The organism is Stenotrophomonas rhizophila (genome assembly GCF_007667275.1).
In the GTDB taxonomy this organism is placed as follows: Bacteria; Pseudomonadota; Gammaproteobacteria; order Xanthomonadales; family Xanthomonadaceae; genus Stenotrophomonas; species Stenotrophomonas maltophilia_AE.
Genome location: NZ_VDQT01000002.1, coordinates 799,515 through 817,752, shown reverse-complemented (window position 1 = coordinate 817,752; position 18,238 = coordinate 799,515). Strand labels below are relative to the sequence as shown.

The 18,238-nt window shown below is 68.5% G+C and carries 22 protein-coding genes and 1 other RNA gene; 17 read left to right on the top strand and 6 right to left on the bottom strand.

What is annotated here, in order from left to right:
- Window positions 1-33 precede the first annotated feature (33 nt).
- The 3 genes from rpoZ to FSZ13_RS09675 form a co-directional block, all read right to left on the bottom strand.
- Window positions 34-333: a DNA-directed RNA polymerase subunit omega gene (gene rpoZ, locus FSZ13_RS09685; RefSeq protein WP_005410877.1), complete on the bottom strand. Its 300-nt coding sequence runs from the start codon at window positions 331-333 to the stop codon at window positions 34-36.
- 116 nt (window positions 334-449) lie between these two features.
- Entirely contained in the window at window positions 450-1,112 is a 663-nt protein-coding gene (gene gmk / locus FSZ13_RS09680) for a guanylate kinase (protein ID WP_145479310.1), read from the bottom strand.
- Window positions 1,109-1,969, bottom strand: coding sequence for a YicC/YloC family endoribonuclease (locus FSZ13_RS09675; RefSeq protein WP_145479309.1), 861 nt, complete (start codon window positions 1,967-1,969; stop codon window positions 1,109-1,111). Before FSZ13_RS09675 ends, gmk begins: the two co-directional genes overlap by 4 nt.
- A gap of 120 nt (window positions 1,970-2,089) precedes the next feature.
- On the opposite strand from FSZ13_RS09675, the gene rph reads away from it, so the two are divergent.
- The 7 genes from rph (at window position 2,090) to pepQ (ending at window position 9,330) form a co-directional block, all read left to right on the top strand.
- The gene (gene rph, locus FSZ13_RS09670; protein ID WP_145479308.1) at window positions 2,090-2,818 is read left to right on the top strand and encodes a ribonuclease PH; all 729 of its coding nucleotides are present in this window, start codon (window positions 2,090-2,092) and stop codon (window positions 2,816-2,818) included.
- Window positions 2,815-3,201 (top strand): VOC family protein, encoded by a 387-nt coding sequence (locus tag FSZ13_RS09665; protein ID WP_145479307.1) that lies wholly within the window; start codon window positions 2,815-2,817, stop codon window positions 3,199-3,201. The genes rph and FSZ13_RS09665 overlap by 4 nt, the downstream gene beginning before the upstream one ends.
- Entirely contained in the window at window positions 3,198-3,794 is a 597-nt protein-coding gene (gene rdgB / locus FSZ13_RS09660) for an RdgB/HAM1 family non-canonical purine NTP pyrophosphatase (RefSeq protein ID WP_186308884.1), read from the top strand. The genes FSZ13_RS09665 and rdgB overlap by 4 nt, the downstream gene beginning before the upstream one ends.
- Window positions 3,795-3,852: 58 nt before the next feature.
- Window positions 3,853-5,061 carry a radical SAM family heme chaperone HemW gene (hemW, locus tag FSZ13_RS09655; RefSeq protein ID WP_260844149.1) on the top strand — a complete coding sequence of 403 codons (1,209 nt, stop codon included), beginning with the start codon at window positions 3,853-3,855 and terminating at the stop codon, window positions 5,059-5,061.
- Between the two features lie 89 nt (window positions 5,062-5,150).
- Entirely contained in the window at window positions 5,151-7,583 is a 2,433-nt protein-coding gene (locus FSZ13_RS09650) for a DUF1631 domain-containing protein (protein ID WP_145479306.1), read from the top strand.
- Window positions 7,576-7,923 carry a PilZ domain-containing protein gene (locus FSZ13_RS09645; protein WP_145479305.1) on the top strand — a complete coding sequence of 116 codons (348 nt, stop codon included), beginning with the start codon at window positions 7,576-7,578 and terminating at the stop codon, window positions 7,921-7,923. The genes FSZ13_RS09650 and FSZ13_RS09645 overlap by 8 nt, the downstream gene beginning before the upstream one ends.
- Before the next feature lie 81 nt (window positions 7,924-8,004).
- Complete coding sequence (gene pepQ / locus FSZ13_RS09640) at window positions 8,005-9,330, top strand: Xaa-Pro dipeptidase (protein WP_145479304.1); 1,326 nt, start codon at window positions 8,005-8,007, stop codon at window positions 9,328-9,330.
- Between the two features lie 580 nt (window positions 9,331-9,910).
- On the opposite strand, the gene FSZ13_RS09635 is transcribed toward pepQ, so the two are convergent.
- Together FSZ13_RS09635 and FSZ13_RS09630 are read right to left on the bottom strand one after the other, a co-directional pair.
- Window positions 9,911-11,239: an aminopeptidase P N-terminal domain-containing protein gene (locus FSZ13_RS09635; RefSeq protein WP_145479522.1), complete on the bottom strand. Its 1,329-nt coding sequence runs from the start codon at window positions 11,237-11,239 to the stop codon at window positions 9,911-9,913.
- Window positions 11,240-11,246: 7 nt separating this feature from the next.
- The gene (locus FSZ13_RS09630; RefSeq protein ID WP_145479303.1) at window positions 11,247-11,795 is read right to left on the bottom strand and encodes a UPF0149 family protein; all 549 of its coding nucleotides are present in this window, start codon (window positions 11,793-11,795) and stop codon (window positions 11,247-11,249) included.
- A gap of 152 nt (window positions 11,796-11,947) precedes the next feature.
- Between FSZ13_RS09630 and FSZ13_RS09625 the strand changes: the two genes are divergently transcribed.
- The 8 genes from FSZ13_RS09625 (at window position 11,948) to FSZ13_RS09590 (ending at window position 16,010) form a co-directional block, all read left to right on the top strand.
- Window positions 11,948-12,169 (top strand): TIGR02449 family protein, encoded by a 222-nt coding sequence (locus tag FSZ13_RS09625; protein ID WP_145479302.1) that lies wholly within the window; start codon window positions 11,948-11,950, stop codon window positions 12,167-12,169.
- Window positions 12,166-12,462, top strand: a complete 297-nt coding sequence (locus FSZ13_RS09620; RefSeq protein ID WP_145479301.1) for a cell division protein ZapA — start codon at window positions 12,166-12,168, stop codon at window positions 12,460-12,462. The genes FSZ13_RS09625 and FSZ13_RS09620 overlap by 4 nt, the downstream gene beginning before the upstream one ends.
- Before the next feature lie 109 nt (window positions 12,463-12,571).
- Window positions 12,572-12,756, top strand: a non-coding RNA gene (gene ssrS / locus FSZ13_RS09615) — 6S RNA.
- 70 nt (window positions 12,757-12,826) lie between these two features.
- Entirely contained in the window at window positions 12,827-13,441 is a 615-nt protein-coding gene (locus tag FSZ13_RS09610) for a 5-formyltetrahydrofolate cyclo-ligase (RefSeq protein WP_145479300.1), read from the top strand.
- Complete coding sequence (locus tag FSZ13_RS09605; RefSeq protein WP_145479299.1) at window positions 13,438-13,914, top strand: EVE domain-containing protein; 477 nt, start codon at window positions 13,438-13,440, stop codon at window positions 13,912-13,914. Before FSZ13_RS09610 ends, FSZ13_RS09605 begins: the two co-directional genes overlap by 4 nt.
- Before the next feature lie 26 nt (window positions 13,915-13,940).
- The gene (gene rpiA / locus FSZ13_RS09600) at window positions 13,941-14,588 is read left to right on the top strand and encodes a ribose-5-phosphate isomerase RpiA (protein WP_145479298.1); all 648 of its coding nucleotides are present in this window, start codon (window positions 13,941-13,943) and stop codon (window positions 14,586-14,588) included.
- 46 nt (window positions 14,589-14,634) lie between these two features.
- Window positions 14,635-15,090, top strand: a complete 456-nt coding sequence (locus tag FSZ13_RS09595) for a DUF192 domain-containing protein (RefSeq protein WP_186308883.1) — start codon at window positions 14,635-14,637, stop codon at window positions 15,088-15,090.
- A gap of 74 nt (window positions 15,091-15,164) precedes the next feature.
- The gene (locus FSZ13_RS09590) at window positions 15,165-16,010 is read left to right on the top strand and encodes a SirB1 family protein (protein WP_145479297.1); all 846 of its coding nucleotides are present in this window, start codon (window positions 15,165-15,167) and stop codon (window positions 16,008-16,010) included.
- An 11-nt stretch (window positions 16,011-16,021) separates the two neighbouring features.
- On the opposite strand, the gene FSZ13_RS09585 is transcribed toward FSZ13_RS09590, so the two are convergent.
- Complete coding sequence (locus FSZ13_RS09585) at window positions 16,022-16,213, bottom strand: rubredoxin (protein ID WP_145479296.1); 192 nt, start codon at window positions 16,211-16,213, stop codon at window positions 16,022-16,024.
- A gap of 72 nt (window positions 16,214-16,285) precedes the next feature.
- Between FSZ13_RS09585 and thiE the strand changes: the two genes are divergently transcribed.
- Window positions 16,286-16,933: a thiamine phosphate synthase gene (gene thiE, locus FSZ13_RS09580; protein WP_145479295.1), complete on the top strand. Its 648-nt coding sequence runs from the start codon at window positions 16,286-16,288 to the stop codon at window positions 16,931-16,933.
- The gene (hemL, locus tag FSZ13_RS09575) at window positions 16,930-18,222 is read left to right on the top strand and encodes a glutamate-1-semialdehyde 2,1-aminomutase (RefSeq protein ID WP_145479294.1); all 1,293 of its coding nucleotides are present in this window, start codon (window positions 16,930-16,932) and stop codon (window positions 18,220-18,222) included. Before thiE ends, hemL begins: the two co-directional genes overlap by 4 nt.
- The last annotated feature ends 16 nt before the right edge of the window (window positions 18,223-18,238 follow it).

The window sequence follows — 18,238 nt, the reverse complement described above, 5'->3', positions numbered from 1 at the left end:
GCTGTTCGTGGACAACGGTGATCGCCTGCGCGATCAGTCGTCGTTCTTGGACATGTCTTCGTCGGCAACGACTTCGGCAGCGGCCCATTCCAGTGCTTCACGCTCGGCGCGCTCGCGTTCGGCCTTCTCGACTTCGTCGATCAGCGCGTTGTCGATCTTGCGCGCGGCGATTTCGCGCAGCGCCAGCACGGTCGGCTTGTCTTCGGTTTCGCTGTTGTCCAGGGTAGCCTGGACGCCATTGGCCAGCTGACGGGCGCGCTTGGACGCCATCATGACCAGCTCGAAACGGTTGTTCACGACTTCCAGACAATCTTCTACGGTGATGCGGGCCATGCGGGCTCCCGGCAGCCGGCGCGGGCTGCTCAATCGAATGAGGGAAAGGGGACGGAGTGTACCGGCAGGGGCTGGACAAAATCAAGCCGACCCGCTACCCGCCCCTTGTGAATCAGTCAGTTGCCGTTGCCATCCTGGGTCAGCAGGGCCTGGATCAGGCCGGCGTGGCGGACTTTCTGCGACTCGCGGCGCAGGCGGCTGGCGGTGAAGATGGCGCACAGCTCGTCCACGGCGGTCTCGAACACTTCGTTGACGATGACGTAGTCGAAGTCGTTGAAATGCAGCATTTCCTCGCGCGCGGCAGCCAGGCGCTGGGCGATCACCGCCTCGCTGTCCTGCCCGCGCTTGCGCATCCGGTCCTGCAGGGCCTGGCGGGACGGCGGCAGGATGAACACCGTCACCGTGCCCGGGACCAGCTGGCGGACCTGCTGGGCGCCCTGCCAGTCGATCTCCAGCAGGACGTCCTGCCCGGCGGCCAGCTGCGGCTCCACCGACTGCCGTGCGGTGCCCTTCCAGTCGCCATGCACCCAGGCGTGCTCGAAGAAGTCGCCGGCGGCGATCATCCGCTCGAATTCGGGAGCGCTGACGAAGTGGTAGTGCTCGCCGTTCACTTCGCCCGGGCGCATCGCCCGCGAAGTGAACGAGATCGACAGCGCGATCTGCGGGTCGCGGGCCAGGGTGGCGTTGACGATGCTGCTCTTGCCGGCCCCGGACGGGGCGGCCACGATGTACAGCGTGCCGCGGGCGGGTTCCGGACTCTGGAGGGGCTGGCTGCTCATTCGATGTTCTGCACCTGTTCGCGGATCTGGTCGATCAGCACCTTCAGCTCGACGGCGGCATTGGAGGTGCGGCTGTCCACCGACTTGGAGCCCAGCGTATTGGCTTCGCGGTTGAACTCCTGCAGCAGGAAGTCCAGGCGGCGGCCGACCGGCTCGCGCTGGGTGAGCACGCGGCGGATTTCCACGATGTGGCTGCGCAGCCGGTCCAGCTCCTCGTCCACGTCCAGCTTCTGCAGCCACAGCACCAGTTCCTGCTCGGCGCGGCCGGGATCGACCGGGTGCGGCAGGTCGGCCAGGCGGGCGGCCAGCTTGCTGCGCTGTCCGTCGCGGATCAGCGGGATCAGGGTGGTGACCTCGGCGGCGATGCGCTCGATCGCGTCAACCCGCTCGCTGATCGCCGTGGCCAGTTTGTCGCCCTCGCGCTCGCGCGCGGCCACGAAGCCGTCCAGCACCTGGTCCAGCAGGGCCAGGGCCTCTGCCTGCAGCGCAGGCGCGTCGGTGGCCTCACCCAAGGTCACACCCGGCAGCTGCAGCAGGTCGGTGAAGCTGACCTGCAGGTTGGGGAAATCGGAGGTCAGCCGATGCGCGAGCGCGCCCAGCTGCCCCAGCAGGAGTTCGTTCACCTGCAGGCTGGCGCCGGTTTCCGGCGCGCGCAGGCGCATCACCAGGTCCAGCTTGCCGCGGCTCAGCCTGGCGGCGATCCGCTCGCGCAGCTGCGGCTCCAGCGCGCGCAGCTCTTCCGGCAGGCGCGTGCCGACTTCCAGGAAGCGGTGGTTGACCGAGCGCAGCTCGCACCCCAGCGTGCCCCACGGCGTCGCGCGCTCGCCGCCGGCATAGGCGGTCATGCTTCGAATCATTCGGGGTTTCCGATGCTCTCAAAGGGGGAATGGTACCCTAGCGGCCTTCTCCAGGCCTCCTCGCCTGCCGGTCCCCGGCCGGGCGCGGAACCGTATCCCCCGTCTTACCGGAATCCATCCATGTCCGATCCCCGTCCCAGCGGCCGCCAGGCCGACCAGCTGCGCGAAGTGCGCATCGAACGCGCCTTCACCCGACACGCCGAAGGTTCGGTGCTGGTCAGCTTCGGTGAAACCCGCGTGCTGTGCACCGCCAGCGTGGAAAACCGCGTGCCGGGCTTCCTGCGCGGCAAGGGCGAAGGCTGGGTCACCGCCGAATACGGCATGCTGCCGCGCTCCACCCACACCCGCAACGACCGCGAAGCCGCACGCGGCAAGCAGGGCGGCCGTACCCTGGAGATCCAGCGCCTGATCGGCCGCACCCTGCGCGCCTGCATCGACCGCGGCGCGCTCGGCGAACGCACCATCACCCTGGACTGCGACGTGCTGCAGGCCGACGGCGGCACCCGTACCGCGGCCATCACCGGTGCCTACGTGGCGCTGGTGGACGCGGTGAACCTGCTGCTCAAGCGCGGCGACATCAAGCGCAACCCGATCTTCGGCGCGGTCGCCGCGGTCTCGGTTGGCGTCTATCGCGGCACCCCGGTGCTGGACCTGGACTACGCCGAAGACAGCGATTGCGATACCGACATGAACGTGGTGATGAACGACGGCGGCGGCTTCATCGAGCTGCAGGGCACCGCCGAAGGCCACGCGTTCCGCCGCGATGAACTGGACGCGCTGCTGGCCCTGGCCGAAAAGGGCATCACCGACCTGTTCGCGGCCCAGCAGGCCGCACTGGCGCAGCCGTGAACCGGCGGCTTGCCCTGGTCACCCTGGTGGTGGCCGATTACGACGAGGCGATCGCCTGGTATACGGGCAAGCTCGGCTTCACCCTGCTCGAGGACATCGACCAGGGCAGCAAGCGCTGGGTGGTGGTGGGCCCGACCGACGGCACTGCCGCCGGACTGCTGCTGGCCCGCGCCAGCACCGACGAGCAGCGCAGCCGCATCGGCAACCAGACCGGTGGCCGGGTCGGCTTCTTCCTCAACACCGACGACTTCCATCGCGACCACGCGGCGATGACCGCGCGCGGCGTGGAGTTCCTGGAAGCCCCGCGCGAGGAAGCCTATGCGACGGTCGCGGTATTCCGCGACCTGTACGGCAATACCTGGGACCTGCTGGAGCCGAAATGATGAAACTGGTACTGGCCAGCGGCAACGCCGGCAAGCTGAAGGAACTGCAGGCCATGTTGGCCGACCTGCCGCTGGAGATCGTGGCGCAGGGCGCGCTGGGCGTCAGCGACGTCCCCGAGACAGGCCTCACCTTCGTCGAGAACGCGCTGATCAAGGCGCGTCACGCCTGCGCCAGCACCGGCCTGCCGGCGCTGGCCGACGATTCGGGCCTGATCGTCGATGCACTGCAAGGCGCGCCCGGCCTGTACAGCGCGCGCTACGCCGGCAGCCCGACCGATGACGCGGCCAACAACGCCAAGCTGCTGGAGGCGATGCGCGACTTGCCCGGCGGCAGCCGTACCGCACGCTTTTATGCGGTGATCGTGCTGCTGCGCCATGCCGACGACCCGCAGCCGCTGATCTGCGAAGGCAGCTGGGAAGGCGAGATCCTCGACGAGCTGCGCGGCAGCCACGGTTTCGGCTACAACCCGCTGTTCCTGGACACCGTGCTGGGCCAGACCGCGGCGGAAATGGCGCCGGACGTAAAGAACGCGATGAGCCACCGCGGCAAGGCCCTGCAGGTGTTGAAGCAGAAGCTGTCGGCGTTGATCTGAATCGAATGTTGATGATTTCCCGAGGGCCGGCCAGCGGCCGGCGCTACCGATGAGCGCGATGTCCGACCACGATTGCCACCACCTTCCGGGCGAAAGCTGCGACCACGACCACGGCGTGTCGCTGGTACCGCCGCCGTTGTCGCTGTACGTGCACCTGCCATGGTGCGTACGCAAGTGCCCGTACTGCGATTTCAATTCGCACCAGGCCAAGGGCGAACTGCCGTTCGAGGCCTACATCGATGCGCTGGTCCGCGACCTCGACCAGGACCTGCCGCTGGTCTGGGGCCGGGTGGTCAACAGCGTGTTCTTTGGCGGCGGCACCCCCAGCCTGTTCCCGCCGGAGGCGATCGACCGCTTCCTGCAGGCCGCGTCGGCACGGCTGCGTTTCGCCCCGAACCTGGAAGTGACCCTGGAAACCAACCCGGGCACCGCCGAGCACGGCCGCTTCGACCGCTACCGCGCCGCCGGGGTGAACCGGATCAGCTTCGGCATCCAGACCTTCAATGATGCGGCGCTGCAGCGCCTGGGCCGGATCCACGACAGCGGCGAAGCCGAGCGCGCGGTGAAACTGGCCCAGGATGCGGGCTACGACAACTTCAACATCGACCTGATGTACGCGCTGCCGGAACAGACCCTGGCCCAGGCCGAACATGATCTCGAACGCGCGTTCGCACTGCAGCCTACCCACCTGTCGCACTACCAGCTCACCCTGGAACCGAACACGGTGTTCTTCGCGCGACCGCCGCAGGGCATCCCTGACGACGACGACGCCTGGGACATGCAGGAGCACTGCCAGCGCCTGCTGGCCGACGCCGGCTATGCGCAGTACGAGGTCAGCGCCTATGCGCGGCCGGGGCGGCAGAGCCAGCACAACCTGAACTACTGGCGTTTTGGCGACTATCTCGGGATCGGCGCCGGCGCCCACGGCAAGATCAGCAGCGGTGCGGGCCAGCAGGTGCTGCGCCGCTGGAAGCACAAGCACCCGCAGACCTACATGGACACCGCCGGCACCACCGCCTCGATCGGCGGCGACGAGGTGATCGACGCGGCGCGCCTGCCGTTCGAATACATGCTCAACCTGCTGCGCCTGCATGAAGGGTTCCGCTTCAAGGACTTTGAATCGCGCACCGGGCTGGACCGGTCGCGGATCGCCGCGCCCCTGCAGGCCGCGATTGCCCGCGGCTGGATGACCGTGGACGGTGAGCATGTCCGGCCGACCGAACTGGGCCGGCGTTTCACCAACGACGTGGTGGAACTGTTCCTGTAGGGTGCGGTGCCGACCAACGGTCGGCACTACCGTAGAACCGGTGGAGACGGTAGATTCTCTGCTCTCAGGGGAGCCGGAACCTACAACGGATGTCTGCGTCCGCACCTACATCGCCATCCGACCTGACCCGGTTCGCCGGCGTCAATGCGCCGCCGCGCGTGCGTCGCCTGCTGGCCGCGCTGCACGCGCTGGCCGGCAAGACCCTGGACGCGCCGCTCAAGCTGACCATCGTGGAACTGGAACGCGAGCTGTTCCGCGAAGCCGAGCGCGCGCGCAACAGCCAGATCCAGGCCGACATCTACGCCCAGGCCCGGCGCCTGCACGACGTCAATACGCAGTTCGCGCCGCGCTTCCTCGACGCACTGGGCACGGCACTGGCCACCCTGCGCGAGCCGCGTATCCGCCATGTGCCGGCGCCTGCGCAGGCGGTCACGGCGACCACGTTGACCTTGGTCACCGACACCGACATCGACCGCGACATCGTGCTGGCCGACATCGTCCGGCGCGAATCGCAGCGCTCGGCCAGTGCGCTGCAGCTGCTCGGGCAGCGCTTCGGCGTGCTGGCCGCCGGCCCGGCCTTCGACGCGGAGGACCTGCCGTTCGGGCCGCACGTGCTGTGCCGGATCGCCCGTGAACTGGGCGAGTCGTTCGCGCTGGGCCTGGAGACCCAGCTGGCGCTGTACCGGGTGTTCGACCGCCAGCTGATCGAGCGGCTGGGCGAGCTGCTGGAGCGCGCCAACATCCTGCTGACCCACGAAGGGATCCTGCCGGGCCTGGTCTACACCCCGTACCTGGCGCGCTCGGCCACCACCCGGCGCATCGTGACCGGGCCCGAGCGCGGACCGGGCCGCGAACAGGGGGGCGCGGCCAACCGCCCGTTGACCGGCTGGAGCGGCTCGTCCAGCACCGGCAACTGGGCGGCGATGACCAGCGAGGTGATCGGGGCGACCGCTGCAGCCGGTTCCGCCGCAAACCCGCCGCCGCTTCCCGCCGAGGGGGCCGGGGCCAGCCCGGCCGACATGAACGCACCGGCGTTGTCCGCGCTGCACCAGCTGCTGGACGCGGCCCGCCACAGCCATGGCGCGGGCGGACCCGCTGCCGACGGCGCGGCGACCCACCCGGCCGAGGCCGGCGCGGAGGGTCCGGCAGTGCCGCCTGTCCCGGCTGCCGGCACCGAGCCGCCCGCTTCGCCGGCGCCGCCGGCCGTCGCCATCGACAGCGGCACCGTCCACGCCACCCTGGCCAAGCTGCAGGCGCAGACCGCCGGCATGCGCCGCAGCATGGCCGACCTGCACAACGCGCTGCTGGCGCAGGTGCGCGCCGACCACGGCCCGCAGGCCAGCCTGACCGTCAAGGACACCGACACCTTCGACCTGCTGGACATGCTGTACGGCCAGATCCACCGCGAGGTCCGCCCCGACGCGGCCGCGGTGGACCTGCTGACCCGCCTGCAGGTGCCGGTGGCGCGCGCCGCGTTGTCCGACCCGGCCTTCTTCGTCCGCGACCAGCACCCGGCGCGCGAACTGCTCAACGCGGTGGCCGAAGCGGGCGCCAACTGGCTCGGCGAAGAGGATGTCGACCCGCAGCTGGTGCAGAAGCTCGACCGCGCCGTGGACAAGGTGGTCACCGACTACCAGGGCGACGCGGCGGTTTTCGACGCCGCCAATGACGAGATCCAGCAGCATTTCCGCGCGCTGGCGCACAAGGCCGAACTGGCCGAGCGCCGCCATGTCGAGGCTGCGCGCGGCAAGGAGCGGTTGGAATCGGCCAAGCAGCAGGCCAGTGCCAGCATCGAGCAGCTGTGCATGCAGGCCGCCCCGCCCCGCTTCGTGCAGTCGCTGCTCAAGCAGGCCTGGTCCGACGTCCTCACCCTGACCCTGCTGCGCAGCGGTGAGGGTTCCGAACAATGGCACGCGCGCGAGCAGGAAACCGCGCGCATCGCCGAGGTCACGTGCCAGCCGCCCGGCAGCGCCGACAGCGACAGCCAGCTCGGCCAGCAGGTCGAAGCGGCGCTGCTGCAGGTCGGCTACCACCAGGACGAGGCATCGGCGATCGCCCGGCGACTGTCGACCCCGGGCGGCGAAGACGACACCAGCTCGCGCACCGAACTGACCGCGCGCATCCGCGCGCGGTCACGGCTGGGCGAGCAGGCCGACGGTGCCGAACACCGGCGCGAGGCGCCGCTGGCGCGCAGCCCGGCCGAGGAGGACTACTACCGCCAGCTGCGCACGCTGCCGTTCGGCACCTGGTTCGAATTCACCACCAACCAGCAGGGCGACCTCCGTCGCCAGCGGCTGTCCTGGTACAGCCTGATCACCGACAACGCGCTGTTCGTCAATCCGCGCGGGCAGAAGGTGGCCGAGCATTCTCTCGACGCCCTCGCCCGGTTGATGGCGCACGGCCAGGCGCGCCTGGTCAGCGAAGGCAAGAGCCGGCTGATCGATCGCGCCTGGCAGGCGACCCTGCGCACGCTGCGCTCGCTGGCCGGTACCCCGTCCACTGCGGAGTCCGACAATGAATGACGACACCCGCCGCGCGCCGCGCCGCAACGTGGACGACCAGGTCCCGGTCACCGACACCGTGGCCGAAGCGGTGATCGGCCGCCTGGGCAATGTGTCCGAGACCGGCATGCTGATGCTGTGCTCGGTGCCGATGAACGACGACGCGCTGTACCAGCTGCGCTTCGCCATTCCCGGTGCGGACGGCCAGCCGTTCCCGCTGGACGTGGGCGTGCACCTGCTGTGGAACGAACCCAGCCACGTCACCGGGCAGAGCTGGGCCGGGTTCCGCTTCCTCACTCTCAGCCGCGAACACCGCGACCGGCTGCGGGCCTGGGTGGCCGAGGAATCTTCGGCGGTCTGAGTGCCGGTTCCGGCACAGCGCACGGCGGCCGATTGCGGCAGAATCAGGGGCTGCATTCCGCACTGCCTGATGAGCCCCGCGATGAACCAGCCCGACCTTGGCGCCCTGTATTCCCAGCATGTACGCGTGCTCTGCCAACGCGCCGACAAGGCGCTGGCACGCGGCGGTTTCGACCACCTGGTGGTTCCCAGCGGCACCCTGCACTATCAGGCGTTTGACGACCGCGATTACCCGTATGCGGTGAATCCGAACTTCAAGGCCTGGCTGCCGCTGACCAAGGTGCCCAACAGCTGGCTGGTGTACACCCCGGGCCAGCGCCCGAAGGTGATCTTCCACCAGCCGTTCGATTACTGGCACGTGGTGCCGGATGCGCCCAACGGCTGGTGGGTGGAGCACTTCGACATCGAGATCATCCGCAACGCCGATGACGCGCGCGCGCTGCTGCCGCGCGACCCGGCGCGCTGCGCGATCCTGGGCGAGCCGCAGAGCGCGCTGGGCGCGTTCGTGCCCAACAATCCGGAGCCGGTGCTGCATTACCTGGACTGGCACCGCGCCCACAAGACCGCGTACGAGATCGCGCTGATGCGCCAGGCCCAGCGCCTGGGCGTGCGTGGCCACCGCGCCGCCGAGACGGCATTCCGCGCCGGCGCCAGCGAGTTCGAGATCCACATGGCCTACTGCAGCGCGGTCGGCCAGGACGCGAACGAACTGCCTTACGGCAACATCATCGGGCTCAACGAACACGCGGCGGTGCTGCATTACACCGACCTCGGCCGCAGCGCACCGCAGCCGCTGCGCAGCTTCCTCATCGACGCCGGCGCCAGCGCGTTCGGCTATGCCAGCGACATCACCCGCACCTACGCGGCGGCAGGCCACGACGAGTTCCAGGCGATGGTCGATGCGGTCGACGCGGCGCAGCAGCAGATGGGCGCTGGCGTGCGCGCGGGCGTGGATTACAAGCAGCTGCACGTGGACGCGCACCTCTCGCTGATGGGCATCCTGAAGGACTTCGGCGTGCTCAAGGTCTCGCCGGAAGCGGCGTTGGCCACCGGCGTCAGCGCGGCGTTCTTCCCGCACGGGCTGGGCCACCTGATCGGCCTGCAGGTGCACGACGTGGCCGGCTTCGCGGCCAGCGACCGCGGCGGCCGCATCGAGCGCCCGGACGGCCACCCGTACCTGCGCCTGACCCGCACGCTGGAGCCGGGCATGGTGGTCACGATCGAACCGGGCGTGTACTTCATCGACATGCTGCTGGACGAGGTGAAGCAGCGTGGCCATGGCGACAGCATCGACTGGAGCCGCGTGGACTTCTTCCGTCCGTATGGCGGCATCCGGATTGAAGATGAAGTGCTGTGCACCGAAGGCGATGCGGACAACCTGACCCGGCCGGAATTCGCCAAGGCGTGACGGCAGTCGACGCTTTCCCATGCAGCCGGGCTTTGCCCGGCTGCTTCATGCATTTCGGCAAACAGCCGGTGGTCATCGCATGGCCTGAGCTGGGCCGGCGGGGGCGGGTTTGCGGGACACGCCGTGAATCCGTCCATGGAGGCTTGTAGAAAACATCCATGTTTTCTACAGTCCCGCAAACCCGCCCCCGCCGACCCTCGACGGCATGTCGGTGACCACGGAAGATCAGCGGCGGTGTCGATCATTTTCATGCGTTACCGGACGACGTGGCGTTCCGTGCCGTCGTTCGGGAACCGACGCTACCGCCCCCAGCTCCATTCGCGTACCCACCGCATAACCGGCCTCAACCCCATTCGCGCACCCGCCGCGTAGGGACACGCCATGCGTGTCTGCTCTTGCCATCCGCACGCTGCCATCTGTCGGGGGAGGCCGGCGGGCAGCCCCTGTAGGGACTGTCAAAAACATGGATGTTTTTGACAAGCCTCCATGGATGGATTCACGGCGTGTCCCGTAAGGGGCTGCCCGTCGGCCTCCCCGGCACGTAGCAACCGAAACGCTGCTCTAAGCGCAAACCCAGCAGTCAGCGACCAGAAGCCATCTCCGTTTCAATCTCATCAGCACTTCGCGCCAGCCCAGCCGTCAGCACCTGATGCCCGCTGTCGGTGATCACCACGTCATCCTCGGTACGGATGCCGATCCCGCGCCAGCGCGCTTCCACGCTGGTGTCGTCCGCATCGATGTACAGGCCCGGTTCGATGGTGAAGGCCATGCCGACTTCCAGCAGGCGTGAATCGCCGGCCAGGCGGTAGTCGCCCACGTCGTGTACGTCCAGCCCCAGCCAGTGCCCGGTCTTGTGCCGGTAGAAACGCTGGTAGTGTCCTTCGGCGATGTTCTCTTCCAGCGTGCCCTTCAGCAGCCCCAGCTGCAGCAGTCCCTCGGTGAGGGTCTGCACCGCGGCCAGGTGACCCGCTTCATAGGGCACGCCCGGGCGCGCCTGCGCCAGCGCTGCCGCCTGCGCCGCGCCCACCAGGTCGTGCAGCGCGCGCTGCTCCGCACTGAAGCGGCCGTTGACCGGGAAGGTCCGGGTGATGTCGCTGGCATAGCCGCGATACTCCGCACCCGCATCGATCAGCACCAGTTCGCCATCGCGACTGCGCGCGTTGTTGGCGCGGTAGTGCAGGATGCAGGCGTTGGCACCGGTGCCGACGATGCTGCCGTACGCCGCCCAGGCATCGTGGGCGCGGAACACTCGCTCCACGTCGGCCTGCAGTTCGTACTCGTGGATGCCCGGCCGCGCTACCTGCATCGCCGCCTGGTGCGCCAGCACGGTGATGTCCGCTGCGCGCTGCATCAACGCGATTTCCGCGCTGGATTTGAACAGGCGCTGCTCGTGCAGCAGGTGGCCCAGCTCCAGGAATTCGTGCGGCGGCTGCGCGCCATGGCGCACCTGCGAACGCACCCGGTTGACCCAGCCGATCAGCTTCAGGTCGAACTCGGCATCGCGACCGAAGTGGTAGTACACCCGCGAACGCCCTTCCAGCAGTCCCGGCAGGATGTCGTCCAGATCGTCGATCGGGTACGCATCGTCCATCCCGTAGTTCGCCACCGCGCCTTCCTGCCCGGCACGCGCACCGTCCCACGCCTCGCGCGCGGCATCGCGTTCGCGGCAGAACAGGATCACTTCGCCATGGCGGCGGCCGGGGATCAGCACCAGCACTGCCTCCGGCTCCGGGAAGCCGCTCAGGTACCAGAAATCCGAATCCTGGCGGAACGGGTAATGCGTATCCAGGCTGCGCACCCGTTCGGCGGCCGCCGGCAGCACCAGGATGGCGTCATCGCCTGCCATTTCCATCAACTGCTGGCGACGCGCGGCATACTCGGCCGCGGAAATGCCGGTCAACGCGTGGATGTCCATCTCAGTTCAGGCGCTGCCGGTGGCGCGCCGCCATCACGCAGTCGCCGTGCAGGATCAGCACCGCCACGCGGATGAACTCCTCGATTTCCGCCAGCGCATCTTCGTCGTCATCGTTGCCGCTTTCGAAGTCCTCGCTCGACGCCTGGGCCAGCTTGGCCAGGTCGTTGAGCGCTTCCTCACCCTCTTCCGACAGCGTCGGACGGGTGCCGCCCGCGCCCAGCCCGAAGCCGCCCAGGAACGCGCGCGCCCAGGTGAACAGGGCGTCGGCCTGTGCTGCGGTGTCATCGCCCTCGCCGAGCAGCAGCTCGAAGGCGAAGTCGCGGTCCTCCAGCTGCGCCACGCTGGCACGCATCAACTGGTCCAGCGCATCGCCCTCCGCCGGGGTCGGCGCGTTGTCGTCGGCCAGCACCCGTGCCGGCCATTCGCGCACCGGCGCACCGCCGGCCGACAGCCAGCCGCACAGGCCGCCGTGCAGCTCGGCCGCACTGGCGCCCAGGCCCGCCGCCTGGCTGGCCTGGTTCACGTCATTGACACTTGGAAGTTCGGTCATCTTGGGGCTCGATCAGGTGGGGTGCCGGCGCAACCGACAACCCTGGGTTGGCAGCGTCACAGTGTATCAATCCACTGGTGGCAACCGGGGGGCAGGTCGACCCGCGTGAATTCGCTTGACCGCCTCCACTCCCCTTGCCTATCGTGCCGGACATGGAACCCGCCGATGCCATCGCCCAATTGCAGGCCTTTGCCGCCCGGGTGGAGGCGTTGCTGGAACGCAACCAGCGCCTGGCCGAGGAAAACCGCAGCCTGCGCCACCAGCAGGAGACGCTGGTCAACGAGCGCTCGCAGCTGCTGGCCAAGAACGAACAGGCCCGCTCGCGGGTCGAAGCCATGATCACCCGGCTCAAATCGCTGGAGCAGCACACATGAGCCAGACCGAACCGGTCAGTGTCCGCATCCTGGATCGCGAATACACCGTGGGCGTGGGCGCCGACGAACGCGAAAGCCTTACCGCCGCCGCGCGCCTGCTGGACGCCAAGATGCGCGAGATCCGCGGCAGCAACCGGATGGCGGCGGTCGACCGGATTGCCGTGCTGGCCGCGCTCAACCTGGCGCACGAGCTGCAGCAGCTGCGCGACGACCACGCCCGCCAGGCGGTGGCGCTGCAGCAGACGCTGGCGGATCTGAACAGGCGCCTGGACCGGGCGATCGACGGGGCCTGATCCGCACGCGTGCATCGATGCATACGCGGTTTTCATGGTTCTGAATTGGTGTGTAATTGGACCGACGAACGGGGTATCCGATCCGGTCGGGTTGGCTATAATGGCCGTGCGTTCTCTGCTGTGAACGACGGCGTGTGCAAACATTCGCCTTGTCCCTTAATTACGACCACGGGTGCGCGACGGCGCCGGGAGTGCAGGTCCGCCTTGTAGCGGGAAGCCCGAAGGAGTCCCAGCGTACCCACTTGAACCCCGGGTTCAAGGTCGTTTCGCACGCATCGTCACCGCGGAGAATGCAGTATTCCGGCAAGAGCGACGCCCCATCGGGACGTCGCTCTTGTTTTATCCGGCTCTTACGGACCCAGGCATGACCGACCCGCGCTCCGCACTGCGCCAGCAGCTGCGCCAACGCCGCCGAGACATCCCCGCCGCGCAGCGCCTGGCCGCCGCCGAACAGCTTGCCGATGCGCTGCTGGCCCTGCCCTTCGCGCCCACTGACGGGCACGTGGCCGGCTACTGGGCGCTGGACGGCGAGATCGCCCTGCACCGTTGGCAGATGCGCCTGCCCGACACCGCCACGTATTGTCTGCCGGTGCTGGCCGGCGACACCCTGCGCTTCGCGCCATGGCGTCCCGGACAGCCACTCACGGCCAATCGTTACGGCATTCCCGAACCCGACGTTGCCATTGGCGACACCCTCGCCCCAGCGCAGATGGCGCTGGTGGTGGCCCCGCTGGTGGGGTTCGACGTGCAGGGCCGACGGCTTGGCATGGGGGGCGGCTGGTATGATCGCAGCTTCGCCTTCCGCCAGTCGCGCCCGGCGCCGCCCTGGCTGGTCGGTGTCGGATTTTCGGTGCAGCAGGTCGACGCACTGCCGGTGCAGCCCTGGGACGTAGCGGTGGATGCGATCTGTACCGACGCCACGACGATCACCCCCGTACCGACCCCTGGTCGCTACCTACCCGAACAGAACGACGCATGACCGCACGCAAGCGCTACTGGCTGATGAAGTCCGAACCGGACGCCTTCTCGATCGACGACCTCCAGCGCGTGGGCCAGGAACCCTGGAACGGCGTGCGCAACTACCAGGCGCGCAACTTCATGCGCGACGGCATGAAGGTCGGCGACGGTGTCCTGTTCTACCACTCCAATACCAAGGTGCCGGGCATCGTGGGAATCGCCACGGTGGCCACCGAGGCGTACCCGGACGAGACCCAGTTCAATCCGAAGTCCGACTACTACGACCCCAAGGCCACGCGTGAAACGCCGCGCTGGCTGCTGGTGGACGTGGCCTTCGAGCGCAAGCTGCGCGACACCATTCCACTGGACGAGATCAAGCTGCACGCCGACGCACTGGGCGAAGGGTTTCCGCTGATCGCGCGCGGCAACCGGCTGTCGATCCTGCCGGTCACCGCCGCGCAGTGGAAGCTGCTGCTGTCTCTCGAAAAGCACTGACCCCTTTCCCGTACGAGTTTCCCGCCATGTCCGAAGCCAAACGCCTTGCCGCAGAAAAAGCCCTGGAATACGTCGAAGACGACATGATCGTCGGCGTCGGCACCGGTTCCACCGTTGCCTACTTCATCGACGGCCTGGCCCGCATCCAGCATCGCATCAAGGCCACCGTGTCCAGCTCGGAGCAGAGCACCGCGCGGCTGCGCCAGCACGGGATCGAAGTGATGGAGCTCAACCACTCCGGCAGGTTGTCCCTGTACGTGGACGGTGCCGACGAATGCGACGGCAACAAGTGCCTGATCAAGGGCGGTGGCGCTGCATTGACCCGCGAAAAGATCATCGCCGAAGCCAGCGAACGTTTCGTCTGCATCATCGACCCGAGCAAGCAGGTGCCGGTGCTGGGCCGCTTCCCGCTGCCGGTGGAAGTGATTCCCATGGCACGCAGCGCGGTTGCACGCACCATCATGGACATGACCGGCGGCCAGCCGGCGTGGCGCGAAGGCGTGGTCACCGACAACGGCAACCAGATCCTGGACATCCACAACCTGCAGATCACCGACCCGGTCGCACTGGAGCGCGAGCTCAACCAGCTGCCCGGCGTGGTCTGCGTGGGGCTGTTCGCGCGCCGCCCGGCCGACGTGGTGATTGTTGGCGGCGAACCGCCGAAGGTGTTCTGATACTCCCGCCGGCACGCCCGTGCCGGCTCCCCTGTGAGGTCCGCGTATGCCCCTGATGCGTCTGCTGCTGCCGTTGCTCCTGCTGCTCACCCTGTCCGGCTGCGCCAGCGCCGGGGCCAGCCACTGGGTCGAACTGGGGGGCGCGCGCTACCAGGTGGAACTGGCGACCAATGACGAAGCCCGTACCCGCGGCCTGATGTTCCGCGACGAGATGCCGGTCGACCACGGCATGCTGTTCCTGCACGACCGCGAGGAACTGCAGGCCTACTGGATGAAGAACACCCGGATCGCGCTGGATATCCTGTACTTCGACGACGAGCGCCGGCTGGTCAGCCAGCAGCGCGACGTGCCGCCGTGCTCGGCCGGCGACCGGTGCCCGCCCTATCCCAGCAGCGGCCCGGCCCGCTACGTGCTGGAGCTCAACGCCGGCCAGGCCGAGAAACTGGGCCTGCAGGACGGTGCCCTGCTCACCTTCGGCCCGGGCATCGCCGACCAGCCCTGAACCGGGGCTTCCGGTGCGGCGTCTTTCACGCCGCACCGCTTGAATCGGGCCGCGATTGTCGCCAGTCTGTGTCCATGCAGGGGCACATGACATTGCCGGCGTGGGATTCCCTGGCCGAACTGGACGACGAGGCGCTGCCGCTGTTGCCCACGGCCCTGCTGATCGCACGCGACGAATACCCCGACCTCGACCCGCAGGTCTACGACGCCCTGGTGCAGAGCCATGCCGACCACCTGCGCGGCGAGGTGGACACGATCGCGCATTGGCCGCTCAAGATCGCCGCGGTCAATCGCCACCTGTTCGACGAGCTGGGCTACGGCGGCGACCATGGCGAGTACTACGACCCGCGCAACAGCTACCTCAACCAGGTGTTCGAACGCCGCCTGGGCAACCCGATCTCGCTGGCCATGGTGCAGATGGAAGTGGCACGGCGGCTGGGCATCCCGCTGGACGGGGTGTCCTTCCCCGGCCATTTCCTGGTGCGCCTCCCAGTGGACGACGGCATGCTGGTGATGGACCCGTTCAATGGCGGGCGACCGCTGGACGTGGAGGAGCTGCGCGAACGCGCACGGTCGCACCTGGGCGGCGAAACGCCCGACGACCAGGTGCTGGCGCAGATCCTGGACGCCGCCCCGGCGCGCGCGATCCTGATGCGCATGCTGCGCAACCTGCATGGGGTGTACGTGGAGCGCAGCGAGTGGGACCGCGCCGCGCGCAGTGCCGACCGCCTGCTCAAACTGGCACCGGAACAGGACGACGCCCTGCGCGACCGCGGGCTGGCCTACCTGCAGCTGGATTACCAAGCGGGGGCGCGCCACGACCTGGCGCTGTACCTGCAGCGCAATGGCCAGGCCAACGATGCCCAGTGGGTACGCGAGAAGCTGGTGGAACTCGGCGGCCGGGTACCCCGGCTGCACTGACCCGCCTTGTATCAATCCATCTCGACCATTTCGAAATCGTCCTTGGTCACGCCGCAGTCCGGGCAGGTCCACGTGTCGGGCACGTCCTCCCACGCGGTGCCCGGGGCAATGCCCTCTTCAGGCAGGCCGTCGACCTCCCGGTAGATGAAGCCGCAGACAACGCACATCCAGGTGCGGAAGGTGGTGGCAGTGACGTCGGTCATCGGATAATCAGGCGTTGGGCAGTACGGTCATAGGCCATTGTCCCACTCCCGCCGCGCTACCGGTAGCCATCGATGACAGCCCCTGCTTCCCCGACCGCGCCCGCGCGCGGCGTGTACCTGATCACCCCCGACGAGCCCGATACCGCCCGCCTGCTGGCGCGCGTGGCGCCGCTGCTGGCGGCAGGCCCGACCTGGCTGCAGTACCGCAACAAGACCGCCAGCGCCGCCCTGCGGCGGGAACAGGCGCTCGCCCTGCAGCCGCTCTGCGCTGCCCACGGGGTGCCGCTGATCATCAACGATGATCCGGCGCTGGCCGGCGAGGTCGGCGCCGCGGGCGTGCACCTGGGCGGCAGCGACGGCGACATCGGTGCCGCCCGCGCCCTGCTCGGCCCGGATGCCATCATCGGCGCCTCCTGCTACGACCAGCTGGACAACGCCGACCGCGCCATCGCCGCGGGCGCCAACTACGTGGCCTTCGGCGCCTTTTTCCCCACCACCACCAAGATCACCAGCAGCCGCGCCCACCCCGACCTGCTGCGGCAAAGCGCCGCACTTGGCGTGCCGCGGGTGGCGATCGGCGGGCTGACCCCGGACAATGTGGGCCCGCTCATCGGCGCCGGCGCCGACCTGGTGGCCGTGGTCAGTGGCGTGTTCGCCGCGCCCGACCCGGTCGCCACGCTGCGTGCCTACCTCGCCCGTTTCCAGGAAGCTTCCGCATGAACCACGACCAGTCCCACGCCCTGTTCACCCGTGCCCAGGCGCTGCTGCCGGGCGGCGTCAACTCGCCGGTGCGCGCGTTCAAGTCAGTGGGTGGCGAGCCGTTCTTCGTCGAGCGCGCCGACGGCCCGTACCTGTACGACGTCGACGGCAACCGTTATATCGATTACGTGGGTTCGTGGGGCCCGATGATCGTCGGCCACAACCACAGCGCCGTGCGCCAGGCAGTCAAGCACGCGATCAACAACGGCCTGTCGTTCGGCGCCCCGTGCGCCGCCGAAGTCACCATGGCCGAAACCCTGACCCGGCTGGTGCCCTCGTGCGAGATGGTGCGCATGGTCAACTCGGGCACCGAGGCGACGCTGTCGGCGATCCGGCTGGCGCGCGGCGCCACCGGCCGCAACCGCATCGTCAAGTTCGAAGGCTGCTACCACGGCCATGGCGACTCGTTCCTGGTCAAGGCCGGCAGCGGCATGTTGACCCTGGGCGTGCCGACTTCGCCCGGCGTGCCGGCGGGCCTGAGCGAACTGACCCTGACCCTGCCCTACAACGATTTCGAGGCGGCCACGGCGCTGTTCGCCGAACAGGGCGCGGACATCGCCGGGCTGATCATCGAGCCGGTGGTGGGCAACGCCAACTGCATCCCGCCGCGCGATGGCTACCTGCAGCACCTTCGTGACCTGTGCACGCAGAACGGCACGGTGCTGATCTTCGATGAAGTGATGACCGGCTTCCGCGTGGCCCTGGGTGGCGCGCAGGCGCACTACGGGATCACCCCGGACCTGACCACGTTCGGCAAGATCATCGGCGGCGGCATGCCGGTGGGCGCCTACGGTGGCCGCCGCGAATTGATGTCGCAGATCGCGCCGGCCGGCCCGATCTACCAGGCCGGCACGCTGAGCGGCAATCCGGTGGCCATGGCCGCCGGGCTGGCGATGCTGGAGCTGGTGCAGGAACCGGGCTTCCACGACCGTCTGTCCGCCGCCAGCGCGCGCCTGTGCGCGGGGCTGGAAGCGGCGGCCGCCGACGCCGGCGTGGCCGTGACCACCAACCAGGTGGGCGCGATGTTCGGGCTGTTCTTCACCGACCAGAAGGTGGAGACCTACAGCCAGGCCACTGCCTGCGACACCGCGGCGTTCAACCGCTTCTTCCACGCAATGCTGGAACGTGGCGTGTTCCTGGCGCCGTCGGCCTACGAGGCCGGGTTCCTGTCCAGCGCGCACGATGACAGCATCATCGAAGCGACGCTCGAAGCCGCCCGCGAAGCGTTCAAGGTGGTTGCGGGTAGGTGACGGCCGTTGGCCGGCC